This is a genomic window from Sporosalibacterium faouarense, assembly GCF_016765695.1.
GTDB lineage: Bacteria > Bacillota > Clostridia > Tissierellales > VENL01 > Sporosalibacterium > Sporosalibacterium faouarense.
This window is the reverse complement of record NZ_JAETGO010000084.1, coordinates 74463-95398: the sequence shown is the minus strand read 5'-3', so window position 1 is coordinate 95398 and position 20936 is coordinate 74463. Positions and strand designations below refer to the sequence as shown.

21 protein-coding genes and 2 tRNA genes are annotated in these 20936 nt (G+C 30.5%); 20 read left to right on the top strand and 3 right to left on the bottom strand.

Annotation, left to right across the window (positions count from 1 at the left end; genetic code table 11):
* Positions 1-68: 68 nt before the first annotated feature.
* A tRNA-Leu gene (locus JMO20_RS16060) sits at positions 69-155 on the bottom strand.
* A 182-nt stretch (positions 156-337) separates the two neighbouring features.
* Here JMO20_RS16060 and JMO20_RS16055 point away from each other — a divergent pair.
* From JMO20_RS16055 to JMO20_RS16015, 9 genes are all read left to right on the top strand, one after another.
* Positions 338-1786, top strand: coding sequence for a L,D-transpeptidase (locus JMO20_RS16055; RefSeq protein ID WP_202710713.1), 1449 nt, complete (start codon positions 338-340; stop codon positions 1784-1786).
* A 158-nt stretch (positions 1787-1944) separates the two neighbouring features.
* Positions 1945-2535 (top strand): sigma-70 family RNA polymerase sigma factor, encoded by a 591-nt coding sequence (locus JMO20_RS16050; protein ID WP_202710712.1) that lies wholly within the window; start codon positions 1945-1947, stop codon positions 2533-2535.
* Between the two features lie 23 nt (positions 2536-2558).
* Positions 2559-3812 carry a DUF4349 domain-containing protein gene (locus JMO20_RS16045; RefSeq protein WP_202710723.1) on the top strand — a complete coding sequence of 418 codons (1254 nt, stop codon included), beginning with the start codon at positions 2559-2561 and terminating at the stop codon, positions 3810-3812.
* Between the two features lie 184 nt (positions 3813-3996).
* Entirely contained in the window at positions 3997-6702 is a 2706-nt protein-coding gene (gene polA, locus JMO20_RS16040; RefSeq protein WP_202710711.1) for a DNA polymerase I, read from the top strand.
* Positions 6689-7312 (top strand): dephospho-CoA kinase, encoded by a 624-nt coding sequence (gene coaE / locus JMO20_RS16035; protein ID WP_202710710.1) that lies wholly within the window; start codon positions 6689-6691, stop codon positions 7310-7312. The genes polA and coaE overlap by 14 nt, the downstream gene beginning before the upstream one ends.
* Before the next feature lie 16 nt (positions 7313-7328).
* The gene (locus tag JMO20_RS16030) at positions 7329-7901 is read left to right on the top strand and encodes a lytic transglycosylase domain-containing protein (RefSeq protein ID WP_207753533.1); all 573 of its coding nucleotides are present in this window, start codon (positions 7329-7331) and stop codon (positions 7899-7901) included.
* Positions 7902-7982: 81 nt separating this feature from the next.
* On the top strand, positions 7983-8474 hold the full coding sequence (locus JMO20_RS16025) for a DUF441 domain-containing protein (RefSeq protein WP_202710709.1): 492 nt from the start codon (positions 7983-7985) through the stop codon (positions 8472-8474).
* 66 nt (positions 8475-8540) lie between these two features.
* Positions 8541-10298 carry a peptide ABC transporter substrate-binding protein gene (locus JMO20_RS16020; RefSeq protein ID WP_202710708.1) on the top strand — a complete coding sequence of 586 codons (1758 nt, stop codon included), beginning with the start codon at positions 8541-8543 and terminating at the stop codon, positions 10296-10298.
* A gap of 84 nt (positions 10299-10382) precedes the next feature.
* Positions 10383-10469: transfer RNA gene (locus JMO20_RS16015), tRNA-Leu, on the top strand.
* Between the two features lie 36 nt (positions 10470-10505).
* On the opposite strand, the gene JMO20_RS16010 is transcribed toward JMO20_RS16015, so the two are convergent.
* Together JMO20_RS16010 and JMO20_RS16005 are read right to left on the bottom strand one after the other, a co-directional pair.
* Complete coding sequence (locus JMO20_RS16010; protein WP_202710707.1) at positions 10506-10820, bottom strand: YbjQ family protein; 315 nt, start codon at positions 10818-10820, stop codon at positions 10506-10508.
* Positions 10801-11016 (bottom strand): hypothetical protein, encoded by a 216-nt coding sequence (locus JMO20_RS16005; protein ID WP_202710706.1) that lies wholly within the window; start codon positions 11014-11016, stop codon positions 10801-10803. Before JMO20_RS16005 ends, JMO20_RS16010 begins: the two co-directional genes overlap by 20 nt.
* A 168-nt stretch (positions 11017-11184) precedes the next feature.
* On the opposite strand from JMO20_RS16005, the gene JMO20_RS16000 reads away from it, so the two are divergent.
* The 11 genes from JMO20_RS16000 (at position 11185) to JMO20_RS15950 (ending at position 20933) form a co-directional block, all read left to right on the top strand.
* Complete coding sequence (locus tag JMO20_RS16000; RefSeq protein WP_202710705.1) at positions 11185-12888, top strand: sensor domain-containing diguanylate cyclase; 1704 nt, start codon at positions 11185-11187, stop codon at positions 12886-12888.
* Between the two features lie 210 nt (positions 12889-13098).
* Positions 13099-13989 (top strand): SPOR domain-containing protein, encoded by an 891-nt coding sequence (locus JMO20_RS15995; protein ID WP_202710704.1) that lies wholly within the window; start codon positions 13099-13101, stop codon positions 13987-13989.
* A gap of 18 nt (positions 13990-14007) precedes the next feature.
* A complete protein-coding gene (locus tag JMO20_RS15990) occupies positions 14008-14373 on the top strand; it encodes a DRTGG domain-containing protein (protein ID WP_202710703.1) in 366 nt (121 codons plus the stop codon).
* The gene (locus tag JMO20_RS15985) at positions 14374-14805 is read left to right on the top strand and encodes an ATP-binding protein (RefSeq protein WP_202710702.1); all 432 of its coding nucleotides are present in this window, start codon (positions 14374-14376) and stop codon (positions 14803-14805) included. It abuts the gene before it with no gap.
* 32 nt (positions 14806-14837) lie between these two features.
* The gene (locus JMO20_RS15980) at positions 14838-16100 is read left to right on the top strand and encodes a [Fe-Fe] hydrogenase large subunit C-terminal domain-containing protein (protein WP_202710701.1); all 1263 of its coding nucleotides are present in this window, start codon (positions 14838-14840) and stop codon (positions 16098-16100) included.
* Positions 16101-16117: 17 nt separating this feature from the next.
* On the top strand, positions 16118-16456 hold the full coding sequence (locus JMO20_RS15975) for a DRTGG domain-containing protein (protein WP_202710700.1): 339 nt from the start codon (positions 16118-16120) through the stop codon (positions 16454-16456).
* 1 nt (position 16457) lies between these two features.
* Positions 16458-17177: a PHP domain-containing protein gene (locus JMO20_RS15970; RefSeq protein ID WP_202710699.1), complete on the top strand. Its 720-nt coding sequence runs from the start codon at positions 16458-16460 to the stop codon at positions 17175-17177.
* On the top strand, positions 17177-17722 hold the full coding sequence (locus JMO20_RS15965; RefSeq protein WP_202710698.1) for a sensor histidine kinase: 546 nt from the start codon (positions 17177-17179) through the stop codon (positions 17720-17722). The genes JMO20_RS15970 and JMO20_RS15965 overlap by 1 nt, the downstream gene beginning before the upstream one ends.
* A 354-nt stretch (positions 17723-18076) precedes the next feature.
* On the top strand, positions 18077-19399 hold the full coding sequence (rsxC, locus tag JMO20_RS15960; protein WP_202710697.1) for an electron transport complex subunit RsxC: 1323 nt from the start codon (positions 18077-18079) through the stop codon (positions 19397-19399).
* An 18-nt stretch (positions 19400-19417) separates the two neighbouring features.
* Complete coding sequence (locus tag JMO20_RS15955; protein ID WP_202710696.1) at positions 19418-20362, top strand: RnfABCDGE type electron transport complex subunit D; 945 nt, start codon at positions 19418-19420, stop codon at positions 20360-20362.
* On the top strand, positions 20355-20933 hold the full coding sequence (locus JMO20_RS15950; RefSeq protein ID WP_202710695.1) for an RnfABCDGE type electron transport complex subunit G: 579 nt from the start codon (positions 20355-20357) through the stop codon (positions 20931-20933). The genes JMO20_RS15955 and JMO20_RS15950 overlap by 8 nt, the downstream gene beginning before the upstream one ends.
* Positions 20934-20936 lie beyond the last annotated feature (3 nt).

Below are 20936 nucleotides of genomic sequence, written 5' to 3'. Positions count from 1 at the left end.
TTAGAAAATTAGAAAAAAATAAGCAATAAAAAAAACAACCTAGTGCCTTCAAGCTAGGTTGTTCTCTTTGGTGCCGAAGGCGGGACTCGAACCCGCACGGTATTGCTACCACCGGATTTTGAATCCGGCGCGTCTGCCAGTTCCACCACTTCGGCTTAACAGCTACGAAAATAATCTTACCATAATATTAATATAAAGTCAAGAAAGTTTTTTGAAATAAAATTAGATACTATAAAAAAATAACATAAAATGGGTTGTCTACTTTGGTTGAAATTGAATATTTTCTTTTTATAGAAAATACAATTATTAGTATAAATCAATCAAGGGGAGGACCGTCATGAAGAAGAAAAAAATTATAGTAATTAGCATTATTTTACTAATGATAGTAACCTATTACAGTAGCACCTATGCAATAGAACCTAAAATAGGAAAGGAGATAATAATTGATATACCATCAAGAAAACTTTTTTTGATGGAAAATAATGAGCTACTAAAGGAATATCCAGTTGCAGTGGGGAAAGCATATACACCAACACCTATAGGACAGTATAGAGTATTAAACAAGCTAGTTGATCCATATTACAGCAAAAAAAACATATCAGGAGGAAGTATATATAATCCTCTGGGATCTAGGTGGATTGGATTTAAGCCTCATTATGGCATTCATGGTAACAGTGATCCTGGTTCCATTAGCACTTTTGCCTCAGAAGGATGTGTCAGGATGTTTGAAAGAGATGTACAGGAGATATATGAATTAGTAGATTACAATACACCAGTTACAGTTCAATATGAACTTCTTAAGGTCTATAATGATATTGATGGTGATAATCCTATTTTATTTGTATATCCAGACTACTACAATTGGGAAGATGATGTAGATATAAAGATAGATGAGAAGTTAAAGGAAATAGGAATATATGATAGAATGCAAAAAGACAGATTAGAGAATTTAAAAGAGCTTTCTAATAAAGAAATAACTATTTTTACTGACCGCTATGCTTATTTTGTTAATGATATCTATATAACTAAGGATATAATACTATTAGGTGATAAATACTATGTAAATAGAAATAAAATTGAAAAATTCTTTAATATAAGATTTACAAGTATATTAGGAAGCGGATATTGCCATATATGGGGAGAAAGGCTAGAAGAAAAAAGAATCGACAATAAAAAATATATATCAATATTAGATTTAGAAAATGTATTAGGTGGTAAGCATACCGCTAAAGTAACTGATAATAAAATCGAGTATAATTTTGATACATTAATTTTACTAAATAATAAGATTTTATTAGGAAATGCAGAGGATTTAATTAATAATACAAAGATACCTGTTGAAGACATTGCTGAATCTCTTGGAATAAAAACAATCTATAAAAATGATACAGTAAAGCTGGAATCAAATGAGGGTGAGATAAAACACTATAATTATGATGATATTTATGTGGAACTTCAAGAGCTACAAAATAAATTTGGTATTGAATATAATATTCATACAAGCAAAAGGTACGTTGAGGTTTTTATAGACCCTACTATAATATATAAAGATAGGAGATACCAAGGTAAGATAGTTAACAGTAGTATATATGTTCCTATAAGTATTTATGAAATTCAGCAAACTGCTCTAGCTGGAACTGTATCACCTGAATCAGTTTGTAAAAAAATAGATTCAATTAAGATAAATGGTAATGATTATGTTAATTTGTATGAGTTTCAGAACATTACAATAGAGAAAAGAGACAAATACAATACAATTATTTATCTAAAAAGAAGGATTTTTTAAACAAATCTTGAATATATGTATTTGAGGTAAAAGGCTTCCAAATGAATAGGAGGCCTTTTATTTGAAAAAATAAAAAAACTGAGGTTAAGGGAAACTTTTTTGAATAATTTACGTCTAAATAAGGAAGGATTAGTTTTGTTAGAAAGGGGTGATACCAAGTGGCTGATAATGAAAGGAAACTTATTAAGAAGTGTGCTAAGGGGGATCTAGATGCCTTTGAAGACCTAATTAGCAAATATGAGAAAAAGGCATATAATATCGCGCTAAAGATATTAAAAAATCCAGAAGATGCAATGGATATTTCTCAAGAGGCATTTATAAAGGTTTACAAATCAATTAAGAAATTTAAGTTTCAATCTTCTTTTTCAACTTGGTTATATAGAATTGTTACTAATACTTGTATGGATTTTTTAAGGAAAAACAAACTACAGGTTTACTCTTTAGATAACCCTATTAAGACAGATGATGGTGAAATTGAAAGGGAAGTCAAAGACAATAGTAATTCTACAGAGGAAATGTATGAGAAAAAAATGACTAAAGAGTTAGTTCATCAATCAATTGATAAACTTGATGAAATACATAGAGTGGCAATAATTCTTAGAGATATAGAGGGATTTAGTTATCAAGAGATATCTGAGATATTAGGTTGTACAATGGGAACTGTAAAATCTAGGATTAGCAGGGCCCGGAGTAGCTTGAAAGAGATTATACTTGAAGAGATGGAACAAAATGATATATCAATCGTCTAACTAGTAAAGAAAGGAGGGATATCATGGATTGTAGAGACTTTGATGAGAAGATTTCTCTTTATATAGATAATCAGCTAGATAATATCGAAAAGAAGGAATTTGAACTTCATTTATTAGAGTGTGATGAATGTAGAAAAGAATATGACGAAATGATAAAAATACTTAAATTTACTGGGGAAACAGAAGAAGAAGAACTTCCAGAGAATTATAAATTAAGTCTGAGAAGTAAACTTGAAAAAGAAAAGAAGAAGGAAAAATCAAAAGTATTGAATTGGAGAGTATTATCAACTGTAGCTGCAGCATTGTTTGTAGTTGTAGTATCCTATGGATTTATAATTAATAATTTTGGAATTAATAATATTAATCAGCAAAGCATGGATGATGCAGCCCCTGAAATTGGAAAAGATTATAGTGGGGATGTTGGAAATAGTCAAGAACAAATGAATAAAAGTATGAAATTCACAGCAAAAGCAAAAGATTCACAAAATATGACACTAACTTCCGATAAGGATTTGGCTAATGGTGAATTTACCGAAAGTCTCAGAAATGGAGACTTAAGTATTGAAAATGCTGGAAAAAAGATAATTAAGAGTGGACAAATTAACTTAGAGTCTACTGAATTTGATGTTACTTATGATAGTATTATTAATAATGTTAAAAATAATAATGGTTATATAGAGAGTTCTGGAACTAGTTTCTATGGACATATTAAAGCTGATGACGGTGAACAACTCAGGAGTGGGAATGTATTCCTTAGAGTTCCAGAAGAAAAATTTTATAGTACTCTGGACTTTATAAAAAGCTTAGGTGAAGTGAAGTCGCAGCAGTTGAACGAAAGAGATATTAGTGAGAGTTACTTGGATACAGAAAATTATATTAAAAATTTAGAAGTTCAAGAAAAGCGGTTAAGAGAAATACTAGAGAAGGCTAATAATGTAGATGAGATATTGAGGGTGGAAAATGAGCTTAGAAGAGTTCGAACTGAAATAGACAATAATAATCAAACATTAAAAAATTGGGATAGTTTAGTAAATTATTCATCTATAACTGTTAATATTTTGGAGGTAAAAGATGAAAATCAAGTAATTAAGCTTGATGATGAAGGCCTTTTATTAAAAGGAAAGAAAGGATTTATATCTACAATAAATAAACTAATTAATTTTGTAGAAAATACTTTGGTATTTTTAATGACTATTGCACCTGTATTGATAATTATAGCCATTATATTGATATTAGCTTTGATATTTATTAGAAGACATTTAAAGCAAAAGCAATAGAAAAAGTTGGAATCTTTAAATAGGGCCTAATTAATTGGCTCTATTTTTATTTTTAATATAGTTTAGTCTTAATGTATTCAGTTGTTTACTCAATAAATGTTTTAATATATACTAAAATAAAGGATTTGATTTTACTATTAAGTAAATAATATAAAATGAACTTTTTTTTGAGGAGCTGATTTTGTTGGATGATAAAAAACTGATATTAATTGATGGGAATAGCTTATTACATAGAGCATTTTATGCATTACCTCCTTTGACAACTAAGGATAATCTTCATACAAATGGAGTGTATGGATTTTTAACTATGCTCTATAAGATTTTAGATGACTATGACCCAGATTATATTGGAGTTGCCTTTGATAGAAAAGGACCTACATTTAGGCATAAAGAATATGAAGAGTATAAGGCTGGTAGGAAAAAAACTCCCGATGAATTAGGAATGCAGTTTTCTGTATTAAAAGAAGTATTAGACAAATTAAATATCTATAGAATAGAATTAGATGGTTTTGAAGCAGATGATTTAGTTGGAACTTTGGCAAAGCATGGTGAAGAAAATGACTTTGAAGTAATATTGGTAACTGGAGATAAGGATTATTTACAGTTAGCTAGTGAGAAAACTAAGGTTTTAATTACTAAAAAAGGTATCACCAATTTAGAAACATATGGTGTAGATGAAATGATTGAAAGGTATGAAGTTACTCCCGAACAGTTTATTGATTTAAAAGGACTCATGGGAGATAAATCTGACAATATCCCTGGGGTTCCAGGGGTAGGAGAGAAAACTGGAATAAAGCTTTTAAAAGAATTTGAATCTATGGAAGGTATATATGATAATATAGAAAAAGTAAGTGGAAAAAAATTAAAAGAAAGATTGGTTGAGAATAGACAACAAGCATTTATGAGTAAGCGTTTAGCTACTATTATTACTAATGTACCTGTTGAAATAGATTTGAATACCTTAAAAATAGAAAAGCCTAATAGTGAAGAGCTATACAAGCTTTATACTGATCTTGAATTTAATAGTTTGTTAAACAAAATAGACAAGGACGATATTAATGAGGATATTCTTAATAATTTAAATGAGGAAGACATCTCAATAGATTCAGATATTCAGATTATTAAGGACTTAAATGAATTGAAAGAGAAAATTGACTTGATAAAGGAAAAGGGAAAGTTCTATTTTAAATTAATAATAGATGGAGAACACCCATTAAAGGATGGAATATTAGGACTAGTTTTCAAAGTCGATAAAGATAATACATATTATGTGGATTTTGAAAGTATTGACGATGATACAAAAACAATTCTAGAATCCTTTAATGAAATATTTAATAGTAATGATATTAAAAAAATTGGACATGGAATGAAAGATGATATATTAGCAATATTTAAGAATGACATTAGCATTAAAGGAATTGATTTTGATAGCATTATAAGTCAATATATTATAGCTCCTTCTCAGAGTGATTATAGTATTAAGAACTTAGCCCAAGAATATTTAGGACTATATATTGAAGGAGAAGATGAAATTCTTGGAACAGGGAAAAAGAAGAAAAGTTTTAGTGAAATAGAATTAGATAAAAGAGTCGATTACTTTAATAAATTCATTAATATTTTATTTAATATTGAAGATAAATTAAGAGATATAATTGAAGAACAAGATATGACTGAGTTATATTATAATATTGAAGTTCCATTGATAGAGGTTTTAGCTTTTATGGAGTATCAGGGTTTTACTGTTCATAAGGATGGATTACTAAAATTAAAAGATGAGTTTGAAGGTAAGATTAATAAACTCACTGAGGACATATATGAATTTGCAGGAGAAGAATTTAATATTAACTCTCCTAAGCAATTGGGAGTTATATTGTTTGATAAATTAGACTTGCCTGTAATAAAAAAGACTAAGACAGGGTATTCCACAAATGCAGAGGTCTTAGAAAAATTGAAAGGTAAGCATCCTATTATAGAGAGAATTCTAGAGTATAGACAAATTGTTAAAATTAATAGTACTTATGTAGATGGATTAATGGCATTGATTGATGAGAAAAGTCATAAGGTTCATTCTAGTTTCAATCAGACTATAACAACTACAGGTAGAATTAGTAGTACTGAACCAAATCTACAGAATATACCTATAAAGACAGATGAAGGTAGGAAAATAAGGAAGGTCTTCACCTCAGCTGAAGATGACTATACTTTAATCGATGCAGACTATTCACAGATAGAATTAAGAGTTTTAGCTCATATTTCTGATGATCCTAAATTAAAAGAAGCATTCTATACTGGAGAGGATATCCATACTAAGACTGCCTCAGAGGTTTTTGATGTACCTAAAGATGAAGTTACTAGTCTGATGAGGAGTAGAGCTAAGGCAGTAAACTTTGGTATTGTTTATGGAATAAGTGATTATGGACTTTCAAGGGATTTAAATATATCGAGAAAAGAAGCGAAGACTTATATTGATAACTATCTTGCAAACTATGAAAAAGTTAAAGTGTATATGGAATCAATTGTAGATCAAGGTAAAAAGCAAGGATATGTAGAAACTATTTTTAATAGAAGAAGATATTTACCCGAATTAAAATCAAAGAACTATAATGTTAGGTCTTTTGGAGAAAGAACAGCTATGAATACACCGATACAGGGAAGTGCTGCTGATATTATTAAGATTGCCATGGTAAAGGTTTATGATGAACTAAAAAATAGAAAATTAAAGTCAAAATTAATTTTACAAGTTCATGATGAGTTAATAATTGAAGCTCATAGGGATGAAGTAGATGAAGTAAAAGAGTTACTTAAGGATTTAATGGAAAATGCTGTGGAATTAAATGTTCCTCTTAAGGTTGATATGGACACAGGAGATAGCTGGTATGATACAAAGTAAGAATCAAGGCAAAGTAATAGGTTTGACTGGAGGGATAGCAACAGGGAAGAGCACAGCATCAAAGTATTTAGTAGAAAAAGGCTATAGTGTAATAGATGCAGATGTATTGGCCAGAGAAGTCGTAGATGTTGGAAGACCAGCTTATGAAGATATATTAAAAGAATTTGGAGATAAAATATTAAATGAAGATTTAACTATTAATAGGACTAAGCTTGGTGGAATAATATTTAATAGTGAGGAATTAAGAAAAAAGTTAAATAGTATTGTTCATCCAAGGGTTACAGATGAAATGAAGATGCAGAAGATAAAAGAACTAAAAGATAATAAATTGGTTTTTTTAGATATTCCATTATTGATTGAAGTTAGGACACATCTCAAAAAGGAAGGTTTGGATTTTGATGAAATATGGCTAGTTTATATAGATGAAGAAACCCAACTTCAACGTCTGATGAAAAGAGATGGAATTGATAGATTACAGGCTTTTAAAAAAATCAAAGCTCAAATGTCTATCAATGAAAAAAAGAAATATGCTGATGTAATTATTGATAATTCAGGTAGTATTAGTGATTTAGAAAAAAAACTAGATAGCCTGTTAGAGAAGTATAAATAGTCCTGGAGGGATATAGTTGCCTTTTACTTTAAATAAAATTAGAAAAAATATAACTATAATCATCATACTTATTGCTATACTTTCCGTAGCTTTCTTCAGTATAAAATGGGTTGCCAATGTGCTATATCCTTTACATTATAAGGAATATATTAATAATTACTCCAGTGAATTTGAAGTTGATCCATTATTGGTTGCATCTATCATTAAGGCTGAGAGTAAATTTTATAAGGACGCTACTTCCAATAAGGGAGCAATTGGACTTATGCAAATAACACCAAGTACAGGAAGCTGGATTGCAAGTCAAATGGGAATTGAAGAGTATAAGGTAGATATACTATATGATCCTGAAACTAATATAATGATGGGATGCTGGTATATAGATAATTTAAACAAACAATTTGGAAATATTGAGCTTGTTCTAGCAGCATATAATGGAGGTAGAGGCAATGTAAAGAAGTGGCTAGGTGATACCCAATATAGCTTGGATGGAGAAAATCTATATGATATTCCATTCAGCGAAACAAAAAAATACGTTGAGAAGGTTAAGCAAAACTATAAGATATATAAAATACTATATGATAAGGATTGATTTAATAAATTGGCTATAATGATATCAAATCTAAGAAGTATCATAATAGCTTTTAGAAATTAATTATTAGGAGTTGATATATTGAGTCAACCATTAATAAGTAATATTATAATCCTTATTTTGCTTGCTTTAGCTATAATAAGCAGAAATAATTATTTAGCTATAGCGACTAGTTTTCTATTACTTGTAAGTTTTATTGGACAATTAGGCAATGATTTTCAAGGCTTTTCAAGAGTATGTCTTGAAAAACTTGATGATTATGGATTAAAGATTGGAATCATCTTCTTAATGATGGGGATTTTATCGCCTTTAGCCCTAGGTAAGGTTGATATAAAAGATTTATACAATTCAATTAAAACAGTAGAGGGTGTAACTGCTATCATTGCGGGGATAATTGTATCTGTTTTAGCTTCTAAAGGAGGATATTTATTAGAAGATGATCCGATAATTATGTTTTCAATAATATTTGGGACAATAATTGGAATAGTAATATTTAAAGGTTATCCTATTGGTCCTTTAGTGGGTTCGGGAATAACTGTAATAATCATTAATGTTATTAATGCTTTGAAATAGCATGAAATACTATAAATAGCAACTAGATAAAACACTACAATGCTTTAAGCATAAGGAGGAATAAACTTGAGAAAAAGAAAAATAATTAGTTTTATATTAATTATGTTTTTAGTAGTTAGCTTTACAGCATGTCAAAAAGATGTAGATGAAGATCAAGGAACACCTAATGATAATGGGAAAGATAACGAGAACCAAGTGCAATACAAACCAGAGTTTGGAGGAACAATGGTAGTTCCAATATCTCATGTAGATACATTGAATCCATTGTTGGATAATAGTTTGAGTCAATATTACTTTAACAAATTGATATTTGAAGGTTTGTTTGAATTTGATGAAAGCTTAGATATAAATCCAGCATTAGCTGAGAGCTATGAAATTAAAGATAATGGACGTAAGATAAGTGTTAAATTAAAGGACAACGTTCTTTGGCATGATGGAGAAAAATTTAATGCTGAAGATGTAAAGTTCACAATTAATGTTATGAAATATGCAGCTACAGATTCGATATATAGCCAATTAATGACAGAAATTTACAAACCAGGAAATCCAGGAGATTTACAGCACATATTAAGTGTTAATGTAATCGATGAATATAATTTAGAAATAGCATTTGATAGAAGCTATAGTAACTCGTTGGAAAGTTTAATATTTCCAATAATTCCTAAGCATCTTTTTGCTGGAGACTCTAGAAATCTAGAAGAAGCATATCAGCTAGCTTTAACTAAAGAAGGGTATAATCCTATTGGTACAGGTCCCTATAAATTTGATAGTTATGATGAATTAAAGCTTATAACATTAAAGTCCAATGAAGATTGGTGGAACGGCAAAACATATATTGAAGAAATTCAAGGGAAAATACTAGAAGATAGAGACCTTGCAATAACTTCTTTTGAATCAAATATAGTAGATATAGCTTTAGCTATAAATGTTGATTGGGAGAAATATGCTCAGAATGGTGATATTAATATATACGATTTTATATCTCAAAAATATTCTTTCTTAGGATTTAATTTCAAAAATGAAGTTTTTCAAGGAGAGAAGGGTAAGGCTTTAAGGCAGGCAATAGCTTATGGTATAGATAGAGACTATATTATTGAACATGTATACTTAGGTCATGGCACAAAAGTTGATGTTCCGATTCATCCAGATTCTTGGCTATTATCAGAGAAAGATAGCAGCACCTATAAATATAATGTTAACAAAGCAAGAGAGAAGATTGAATCAGCTGGATGGAAAGATAGTAATGAAGATGGAATTTATGAAGATGAAAGTGGAAGTAACTTAAGACTGAGGTTATTAACAAATTCATATAATGAGTTAAGGCGACAAACTGCTAATAGTATAGCAGAATATCTAGAAGATATAGGTATTGTTGTAGTAAAAGATTATAATTCAAATAGAAAAGATGAAATTACAGAAGATATGGCAGAGAATCAATGGAATGAAGTTGTTGGTAAAATTAGCTCTGGAGATTTTGATATGACTTTACTTGAATGGGAGTTATCATATATACCAGATTTAGCTTTTGCTTTCCATTCATCAGAAATCGAAGAAGGAACTAATATTATTGGGTATGAAGATGAAACTATGGATAACTTAATTTCTAATGCATTTAAGGCAGGAACTCGAGAAGATAAAAATAATGCTTATAAAGAATTGCAAAACTATCTAATTGAAGAATTGCCATATGTAAGCCTATATTTTGATAATTCAGCTTTATTAGTTAATAATAAAATAAAAGGTGATATTAATCCAAAATCCTTTAATATTTACTATAATATTCAGGATTGGTTTATTGAAGGAGAACCTATAACAGAAGAATAATGGGAAATTATGTCAAGTAGGTTTCGAAGCCTACTTGACATATTCTATAAAATTTTGTATACTATGTTGGTGACCAAAAAATATGCGGATGTGGTGGAACTGGCAGACACGTAGTCTTGAGGGGGCTATGCTTCTATAAGCGTATGGGTTCGAGTCCCATCATCCGCACCAAAAAGAAAAACTGTCCGTTTGGACAGTTTTTTGTTTTTACTTAAGTTTTACTGCTGTTCCATAAACTAATATTTCAGCAGCTCCTTGCATCACAGCTGAAGTTGAGAATCTTATGTTGACTATAGCATCGGCACCTAGAGAGTTTGCATCTTCAACCATTTTAGCAGTTGCAATCTTCCTAGCTTCTTCAATCATTTCACTATACTCTTTAAGTTCTCCACCAACTAATTGTCTAAAACCAGCCATTATATCCTTTCCTATGTGTTTTGCTCTAATTGTACTTCCTTTTACGATTCCCAGAGTTTCTTTTATTTCCTTTTCGGCTATGGTACTAGTATTGGTTAAGATCATCTTGTTCATCCTCCTTATCTTTTATTCTTTCAAAAATTAACATAATAATTAATAGGACTGAGCTAATAATACCTAGAAAGAAGACTAATCCTAGGAAAAAAGGGAAAATTTCTATTGCTATAAAGGGTATTGTAATTGATCCCAAGATGTAAGACGCTATGCAAAAAATAATTGTCCAGGATAATATTTTTTTCATATAAATCCCTCCTACTTTAATTTTAGTCTACAAATAATATTTATACAATATAAACTTTTTTTATGGAAATTTTATAATAAAAATACCAAAAAAAAGAAGGAATTAAATAAATAGAATAGAATAAATTTAAAAGGTACGTTAATCTTTAGTGCAAAGGAGTAATTTTTAATGAAAATAAATAGGCGTAATGTATATGACACTACATTAGGCATCCTTGGTTTATCTTTTTTGCTATATTTAACTTTTATTAGGATTGAAAATGAGCAATTGAATATATCGCTTTTTATTATTTTTACTTTTGTAGGCTTACTTCTTCAAAGAGCCGAGTTGAGGGTTTCGGATTTCACTCTTACCTTTGATATTGCTATAATTATTGCATCCTACTTTATTTTAGGACTTGCTCCTACATTATGGTTAATAGGTATTCTCTTCTTCTTGTATAGAGTTGTAGTTAAGAGGTTAAATAAAAGAGTAGCTTTCTCAAATGCAGGAATGTTAATTCTAATTTTTATATTAATCAATTTTTTTTACAGTAAGTTAGGACTTCAAAATGCTTATTCCAATATAGGAGTAAATGGAGTAATTATTACTGTTTTCTCTTTACTAATTTTTCTTCTTAATTGGGTATTTATTTTCATACATTTTTTTATCGCTGGAGAAAAGTTGCCTCAAAATTGGTTTGAAAGCTTTAAGTGGGATTTATATGGAAATTTAATTATTATACCTATGGCTGTATTATTAATAGAGGGTTATCATTATTATAATTATATTGCTTTAATTATACTTTCATTACTGATAGTTTTTGCCAATATTTTATTTAAATTAGTCAGAAATCTAGTGTTTTTAAATAATGAACTAAGGGTTGTACATGAGGCTTCTGTTTCTATTAGTTCTAATCTTGAGCTTAATGAAACTACTTCTAGTATTATCAATAGTATAAATGAACTTGTTAAAAGTGACTTTTGTTCTATTCTAAAATTTGATAAAGAGAGATTAATTGTTGAAACCATGGATTCTAAATTCTATAACAGTATTCAATTGGATCACCAGGTGGTTGAAAAATTTATTGAAGATAATCTTAAAGTTTTGATAGAGCATAAAAAAGGATTTATAGAAACTAATACAAAAATTGGAAAGACAGTTCTTAATCCTCAGAAATTATCTAAAGAAATTAATTCAGTTATATTTGAACCTCTTATTATTCAAGATGAGTTGATAGGGTGTCTATTTATTTGTAGTACACAATCTAATATGTTTTTTAAGGAACAGCTTGCTGTAATGGATATTTTGGCTAATCAGGCTGCAATAGCCATTGAGAATGCAAGAATGTATAAAGAAACTAAGAATAGAGCTATTAAGGATTCACTCACTGGATTATACAATCAAAGTTATTTTTTTGATGCTTTAGAGAGTATAACAGAAGGTTGTGATTACTGTAAAAGAGAAAGGTGTACTAAGTGCAGATTGACTAGCCTAGTAATATTTGATATAGATTTCTTTAAGAAGGTAAATGATGAGTATGGACATCTAACGGGAGATGTAATATTAAAACAGGTTACAAAAATTATCAAGGATAATGTAAGGAAAAGTGATATTGTATCTAGATATGGCGGAGAAGAATTTACTGTTATTTTACCAAGAACTGATGAAACCACAGCATTTAATATTGCTGATAGAATTAGAAATATTATTGAGAAAACTCTCTTTGCTACTATAGATGAAGATTTGATTAATATTACAGTAAGTGGAGGAGTATCGGAATTTCCTAGACAAGCAGATTCTGGCTCTACTCTTTTAGCCTATGCAGACAGAGCTATGTATATAGGTTCTAAAAGACAAGGAAGAAATAAAATAAGTAGATATGTTAGTTAAATAATAAATCTTAAACCATAACGAATAAAAGAAAGATACTTCTTTTTATTCGTTATGGTTTTTATGATATAATTTTATTATTAGGTTCAACTATGGATATTTCAAACTGAAGAATAGGGAATGTCCCATATTATTGGTTATTTTAAAGATTTAGCTGAATATAATATAATAAGGACTGTGAAAAATACTTTTATAGGGGGGAAATATACCATGAGACGTACTAGAAGAAGTAGTAAAAAAAGTAATGTGAATAAGTGGGCGAATATCTTTGTTTTTTTCGTAGTTGCACCTGCTGTTGCTATACTAATAAGCTTAGGACTTGTTAAATATTTATTGTTGCCTCAATTTATGCCAGATAAGGAAGCAAACTCTGTTATTGATAATGTTTCTAAAGATACGGACCAAAATCAAGATGAGGAAAATTCTGGAAAAAACAATGAAGAGAACAGCGAAAATTCAAACAATAATAACAGTGGAATTGCTACTTACAAGCTTGATGGTATGAATTTATTCAGTATTCAAGTAGGTAGTTTTAGTAGCAATGATAATGCTGAAAAGCTAGTTAATCAATTAAAAGAAAATAATCTTGATGGATATATTGTTGATCAAGAAAGTTATAAGGTTTTTACTGGAACGTTTTTTTCAAAAGAAGAAACCGAAACTTATCTTGAAATTGTAAGGGAGACTTATAATGACGCTTTTATTAAAAGCTTTGATATTAATGGGTCTACAATAAAGTATAATGTTAATAATAAACAGTATATGGATATTGTTGCCATTATAATAAGTGATTTAAATAATGCCTTTGGTCAAGAATCAAGCTTATGGACAGATGCATTGAAAAATGGAGATGTACAGGCAGTTAAGGAAACAATGACAAATAATAATGAAAAGTTAAGCAATCAAATCTTAGGTGTAAAAGATAAGGTTAGTGGTGGAGAATTAGATGAATTAATAAATGAAATTGAAAACAAATTAAATCAAAGAAAAGAAGTAGTTAATAATTTAGAGACTAATAATATTCAGTCGATTAATTCTTCATACGTTAAATTTAACACCATATTATTTGAATACATGAAAGTAATTACAAAACAACAATAACATAATGGGGGGATGAAAGTGAAACTAAAGTCGATTCAAGAAACCTTAAATGCAGAAGTCTTAACTGGAAAAGAATTTCTAGAAAAGGAGGTTAAGGCTGCATTTGGTTGTGATTTAATGAGTGATGTGCTTGCGTTTGTTAAAGAAGATACAATCCTTCTTACCGGACTTGTGAATCCACAGGTAATAAGGACAGCTGAAATGATAGATGTATATGCAATAGTTTTTGTAAGAGGGAAAAAACCAAGTCAACAAGTTCTTGATATGGCTAAGGAAAGAGATATCTTACTAATGACAACAGATCACATCCTATATAATGCTTGTGGAATTCTTTATAGCCATGGGCTCAAGGGATTAGATTTAGAAGAAGGAGCTATAGTATAAATGTCTAAGGATAATATAGGATTGAATCTGGAATATGAAGTGTTGAGAAATGATTTTACTAAAGCCGGGGAAGCATCTAGTAATATTAAGAAGATTTTGACCCAGCTAGGGATAAACTCATCTATAATCAGAAGAATTGCTATAGCAACATATGAAGCTGAAATGAATATAGCAATACATTCCTTAGGTGGCTGTATAACTGTCAATGTTACTCCAAAGGAAATAAATATTGTTGCTTTAGATAATGGTCCAGGTATAGAAGATATTGAGTTAGCTATGCAAGAAGGATATTCTACTGCACCAAATAGTGTTAGAGAGTTGGGTTTCGGTGCTGGTATGGGTTTATCAAATATGAAAAGATGTTCAGATAAATTTAAAATTACATCACAAAAGGGAAAAAACACCAGAGTAAATATGATAATTTATATATAGCCTATCAAAACTATAATAGAGTAGGTGATATTATGAATAAATATTTTCATTCCGTAGTTTTAGAAGAGGAAAAGTGCAATGGCTGCACTAATTGTTTAAGGAGATGTCCTATTGAAGCCATAAGAGTAAAAGATAAAAAGGCTACTATTATAAAAGAGAGATGCATAGATTGTGGTGAATGTATAAGGGTATGTCCCTATCATGCTCAGAAATCTATAACTGATGATTTGGAAATGCTAAATAATTTCGAATTTAATATAGCAATACCATCAATGCCATTATATGGTCAGTTTGATGTTGGAACCGATATGGACAAGGTGTATCAAGGAATTAAGGATTTAGGATTTGACTATATATATGATGAAGCAAGGGCAGCAGATATAGTAGCAGAGGTTTTTAAGGAAATGGTAAAAGATTCATCATTCCAAAGGCCAATTATTTCTGCATTGTGTCCAGCTATAGTAAGACTTATACAAGTGAGATTTCCTTCATTAATAGATAATATTGCTAGGGTTGAATCTCCCATGGAAGTGGCTGCAAGACTAGCTAAAAAGGAAGTAATAGAAAAATTCGGAATTTCTCTACAGAAAATTGGAATATTTTATTTGACTCAATGTCCTGCTAAGGTTACAAGTATCAGAAAACCTATAGGTATATCTGAATCCCATTTAAATGGTGCAATATCTATAACAAAACTATATGGTCACATAATAAAAAATGCAAAGAAAATACAGAATAATGAAACCTTTCAGAAAGGTTCACCATTAGGAGTAGGATGGGCAAGAGTAGGCGGTCAAAGTTATGCCATTGGGGTAGAAAACTATATTGCGGTTGATGGCATTGAAAACGTTATCAATGTTTTGGAAGAGATTGAATTAGGGAAATTGAATAATCTAGATTTTTTTGAAGGCTTAGCTTGTACTGGTGGTTGTGTAGGAGGACCATTAAATGTTGAAAATCCTTTTATTGCTAAAAGTAGAATAAGAAAGCTTTCAAAAATTAAGAGTAAAGCTAAAAAAATAAATAAAAACTATGTTAAAATGCTGCAAGATGAAGGTTATATAGGATGGACCGAGAATATATATCCCAAAGGCATAATGACCTTAGATGATGATATGAAAGTGGCGTTAGAGAAAATAGAAAAAATAAAGGAAATAGCAGGATTATTACCAGGTTTAGATTGTGGGTCCTGTGGCTCTCCAACTTGTACGGCACTTGCAGAAGATATTGTAAGGGGATTTGGTAATTTGGAAGATTGTGTTTTTAGAATGAAGGAAAATATGAAAAAGAGATAAATAATGGAGGTCTATAAATGAAACTTTCAAATATTGTGACAGAATTAGATTTGGAAATAGTAGCTGGATATAATTTGGAAAATGAGAATAATGAACCACAGGGTGTATATATATGTGATTTATTATCCCTTGTAATGGGAAAGGCTAAAGAGCATGATATATGGATAACTATACAGACCCATGTAAATATTGTAGCAGTTGCAAGTTTAGTTGATATTACTGCAATTATCGTGTCAGAAGGTATAGAAATAGATGAAGATACTAAAGCTAAAGCTAGTGAAGTAAATATACCGATATTCAGATCAAATCTTAGCTCATATGATCTTGCTACTAAATTAAATAGCTTAGGTGTTTAATATGAAACTTGCTGTTGATATGCATATACACTCTGTGTTATCTCCATGTGGGGATAAGGATATGACTCCAAATAATATAGTAAATATGTCTTTAATTAAAGGGTTAGATGTTATTTCAGTGACTGATCATAATACTATGGGGAATCTCAAATCTGTATGGGAGATAGGGAAAGAGAAAGGCATATTAGTTGTCCCTGGAATAGAAGTTACAACGAGAGAAGAAGTGCATGTGCTTTGCTATTTTAGTGATTTAAATAATGGATTACAGTTTTCTAAAATAATATATGATTCTCTCCCAATGATTAAAAACAAGCCAAAAGTTTTTGGAGAACAGAGGATATTAGATATCAATGACAATTATGTTGGTGAGCTCGATAAGTTATTACTTAATAGCACACCTTTTTCTATAAAAGATATCTATAAGTTAAGCAAAGAATACAATGGAATAATAGTACCTGCCCATGTAGATAAAAGCACATTTAGCATATTGTCTACTTTGGGATTTATTCCCGAAGACATTAACATATCAGCTTTGGAATTATCTAAAAAGTATGATACAAATAAAAAAAATTATCGTGTAGATTTTGATAAATATACAATAGTAAGAAATTCTGACGCTCATTATTTAAAGGATATTAATGAAAGAGAGTTTTATTTATATCCTAAGAGTAAAACTATAAAGGCCATATTAGCTGAGCTTTCAAAAACGGAGGATTATTAATGAAAGAATTATCCCTTCATATTCTAGATTTGGTTGAAAACTCATTGAAGGCCGAAGCTAGAAATGTTGAAATCATTGTTAAAGAAAATACAAAAGAGGATTTGTTGAAAATAAGCATAATTGACGATGGAAAAGGTATGTCAAAAGAATTCCTTGAAAATGTAACTGACCCGTTTACTACGACTAGAAGAACTAGAAGTGTAGGATTAGGTATTTCCTTAACTAAAGCAGCAGCAGAAAGGTGCAATGGATCTTTTGAAATATCATCACAAATTGATAAAGGAACAGAAGTGGAAATCACCTTTCAACATAGTAATATAGACAGGGCTCCCCTGGGAAATATGGGACAAACGATATCCACAATAATTAATCAATGTGGGGAAACGGAAATTGCATATAACCACACCTATAATGATAAAAAATTCACAATCGATACAAGGGAAATAAAGGAAATACTTGATGGAGTTAGCATAAAATCAACAAATGTGCTACTTTGGATAATAGAATTTGTTAATGAAAATATAAAAAATCTTTATAAATATTAATAATTATTACAAAACAAGCCGTATTTACCTATACATTTTTATTAAAAGATGTTATAATGAAAGAAAATAGGGACCCTTATGCTGGGTGCCTAAATTTTATGTTCTAAATAATAGTCCTATAAAGCAGTATATTTAGGACTTCAATATCTAAATATCAGCTCAATTATTAAACCTGCTTCTTATTTCAATTAAAAGTATTTGGTTTTTTATTATGTTATTTTAGAAAAAGTTTATCAAAATAACATTTTTATTGTCGAAACATTTAATGTTATAATAATGTTGTGTCAAGCATTGTGATAATATTAACTTAAATGTTAATTAATAAAAATATAAAGATAAGAGGTGAGAACTATTATGAAAAGGTTTACCTTTAGGGGTGGAGTTCATCCACCACATTTTAAGAAGGCTACAGAAAAACTTTCTGTAGAGAAAGCTAAAATTCCTCAAGTGGTAACTATTCCACTTCAACAGCATATAGGAGCACCTTGTGAACCTCTTGTTAAAGTAGGTGACAAGGTAAAAATAGGTCAAAAGATAGGACAGGCGAATGCCTTTGTTTCTGCACCTATTCATTCAAGTATTGCTGGAACAGTTAAAAAAATAGCTAGTTTTGATTCTCCAACAGGTTCAAAAGTTCAATGTATAGTTATAGAATCAGATGGTTCTAATGAGGTACATGAGGATGTTAGAGCAAAGGGAGAATTGCACAATTTATCTAAAAAGGAGATATTAGAAATAATAAAAGAAGCAGGTATTACAGGTATGGGAGGAGCAGGATTCCCTACCCATGTAAAATTATCTCCTCCACCAGATAAACCAATCGACACAGTTATTATTAATGGGGCAGAATGTGAACCATTTTTAACTGCTGACCATAGAATGATGCTTGAGCATCCTGAGAAAGTGGTCTTTGGATTAAAAGCTATTATGAAGGTTCTTGATGTAAGAAAAGGGTTTATTGGTATAGAAGATAATAAGCCAGATGCTATTAAAGTTATGGAAGAAGCAGTAATGAATGAGCCAGATATTGATGTTGCACCAGTAAGAACAAAATATCCTCAAGGGGATGAAAAGAGGCTAATAAACGCTATAACTGGTAGAGAAGTTCCATCAGGAGGACTACCTATGGATGTTGGTCTTGTTGTTAACAATGTTGGAACAGCGGCTGCTATCTGTGATGCAATAAAAACAGGTATGCCAGTTATTGAAAGAGTTGTAACTATTAGTGGAAGTGCCATTAATGAACCAAAAAATCTTCTGGTTAGAATAGGTACTTCTTTCAAAGAGGTTATTGAGCAATGTGGTGGATATAAGTCTGACCTAGGAAAACTTATATCTGGTGGTCCTATGATGGGATTCGCTCAATTTACCGATGAAATTCCTGTAATAAAAGGTACTTCAGGTATTCTTGCATTAAATAAAAAGGATGCAAAGATTCCTGACGAGCAACCATGTATAAGATGTGGTAAATGTGTAAGTATTTGTCCAGTTAATTTAGAACCATTATTTATTGCTAAATTTTCTCAAAAAAGACTATATGATGAAGCAGAAAAATACCATGCTTTAGATTGTATTGAGTGTGGATCATGTTCATTCATTTGTCCTTCAAAGAGAAAATTATTGCAATCAATCAGAACTGGAAAAAGGGAGATTATATCTAAAAGAAAAAAAAGCTAGTTGATGGGAGGGAGTAATATGGATAATAACTTAATTGCATCATCATCTCCACACCTTAGATCGAAGCAAACTATAAGTAGTGTGATGTTAGATGTTTTAATAGCACTGCTACCTGCAACTTTAGCCAGTATTTGGTTTTTCAGATTTAGCGCTGTTAAGCTAATTGTACTTGCAGTTGTAACAGCAGTTGTTACAGAAATAATTTGTCAAAAAGCTATGAAGAGACCAGTTACAGTGAAGGACTTAAGTGCAGTTGTAACAGGTTTATTGTTAGCCTTTAATATACCGGCATCTGCCCCTTGGTGGATACCTGTAGTAGGTTCAGCATTCGCAATCATTATTGTTAAGCAATTATTTGGAGGGTTAGGACATAACTTTATGAATCCAGCCCTAGGCGCTAGGGCAATGTTATTGGCTTCATGGCCGGTAATTATGACTAATTGGGTATCACCTGGAGCTGACGCAGTGAGTACTGCAACTCCTCTAGCTATTCTATCTGGTGAAGCTGCCGATGGAACATTACCTCCATTAAGTGATCTTTTACTTGGAAATATCGGAGGTAGTTTAGGAGAGACATCAGCGATTTTACTTATTTTGGGTGGTATATATTTACTTTATAGAGGAGTAATCAATTGGAGAATTCCATTAGCTTATATAGGAACTGTTGCAGTATTAACATTAGCTTTTGGTGTAGGATTTAATGATATGCTTTATCATTTATTTGCAGGTGGACTAATGTTAGGTGCGTTCTATATGGCAACAGACTATTCATCATCACCAGTAACATCATTAGGTCAGATTATATTTGCTGTTGGATGTGGTTTGTTAACAGTAGTTATTAGATTAAAGGGAGGATATCCTGAAGGTGTATCTTACTCTATTCTACTAATGAACTTAGCAGCTCCATTAATAGACAAATATACTCGCCCTAAAGTATTTGGGGAGGTGAAGCAAAGTGCGTGAGGTTATTAAACTAGGATTAATATTATTATTAATAACATCAGTGGCAGCTATTGTATTAGGACTTACAAACTCTGTGACTGAAGATGTTATTCAAGAGGTTGAAGCTGAAGCGAGTAAAGAGGCAAGACTAGAAGCATTACCTCAGGCTGATAGCTTTAAACAAATAGATGAAGATATTTTTAGTAAGATAAAAGAGGAAAATTCTAAAGTGGTAGAAGTATATGTTGGGTACTCTGGAGAAGAAGTTGTTGGATATGCTATTAAGACAGCTACTCCAGGATATGGTGCAAATATAGAAGTAATAACAGGAATTTCTGTTGATAACCAATTAACAGGAATGAAAGTGGGAAGTCACCAAGAAACTCCTGGATTAGGAGCCAATGCAACAAAAGCAGAATTTCAAAATCAGTATAAAGACAAATCTACTGATGAGGAAATAGTTGTTGTTAAAACACCTCCTAGTAAGGATAATGAAATACAAGCATTAACTGGAGCAACTATTTCTTCAAATGCTGTAACAGATGGTGTTAATATAGCTAGAGAAATTTATAATTCAATACTAGCAGAATAGATT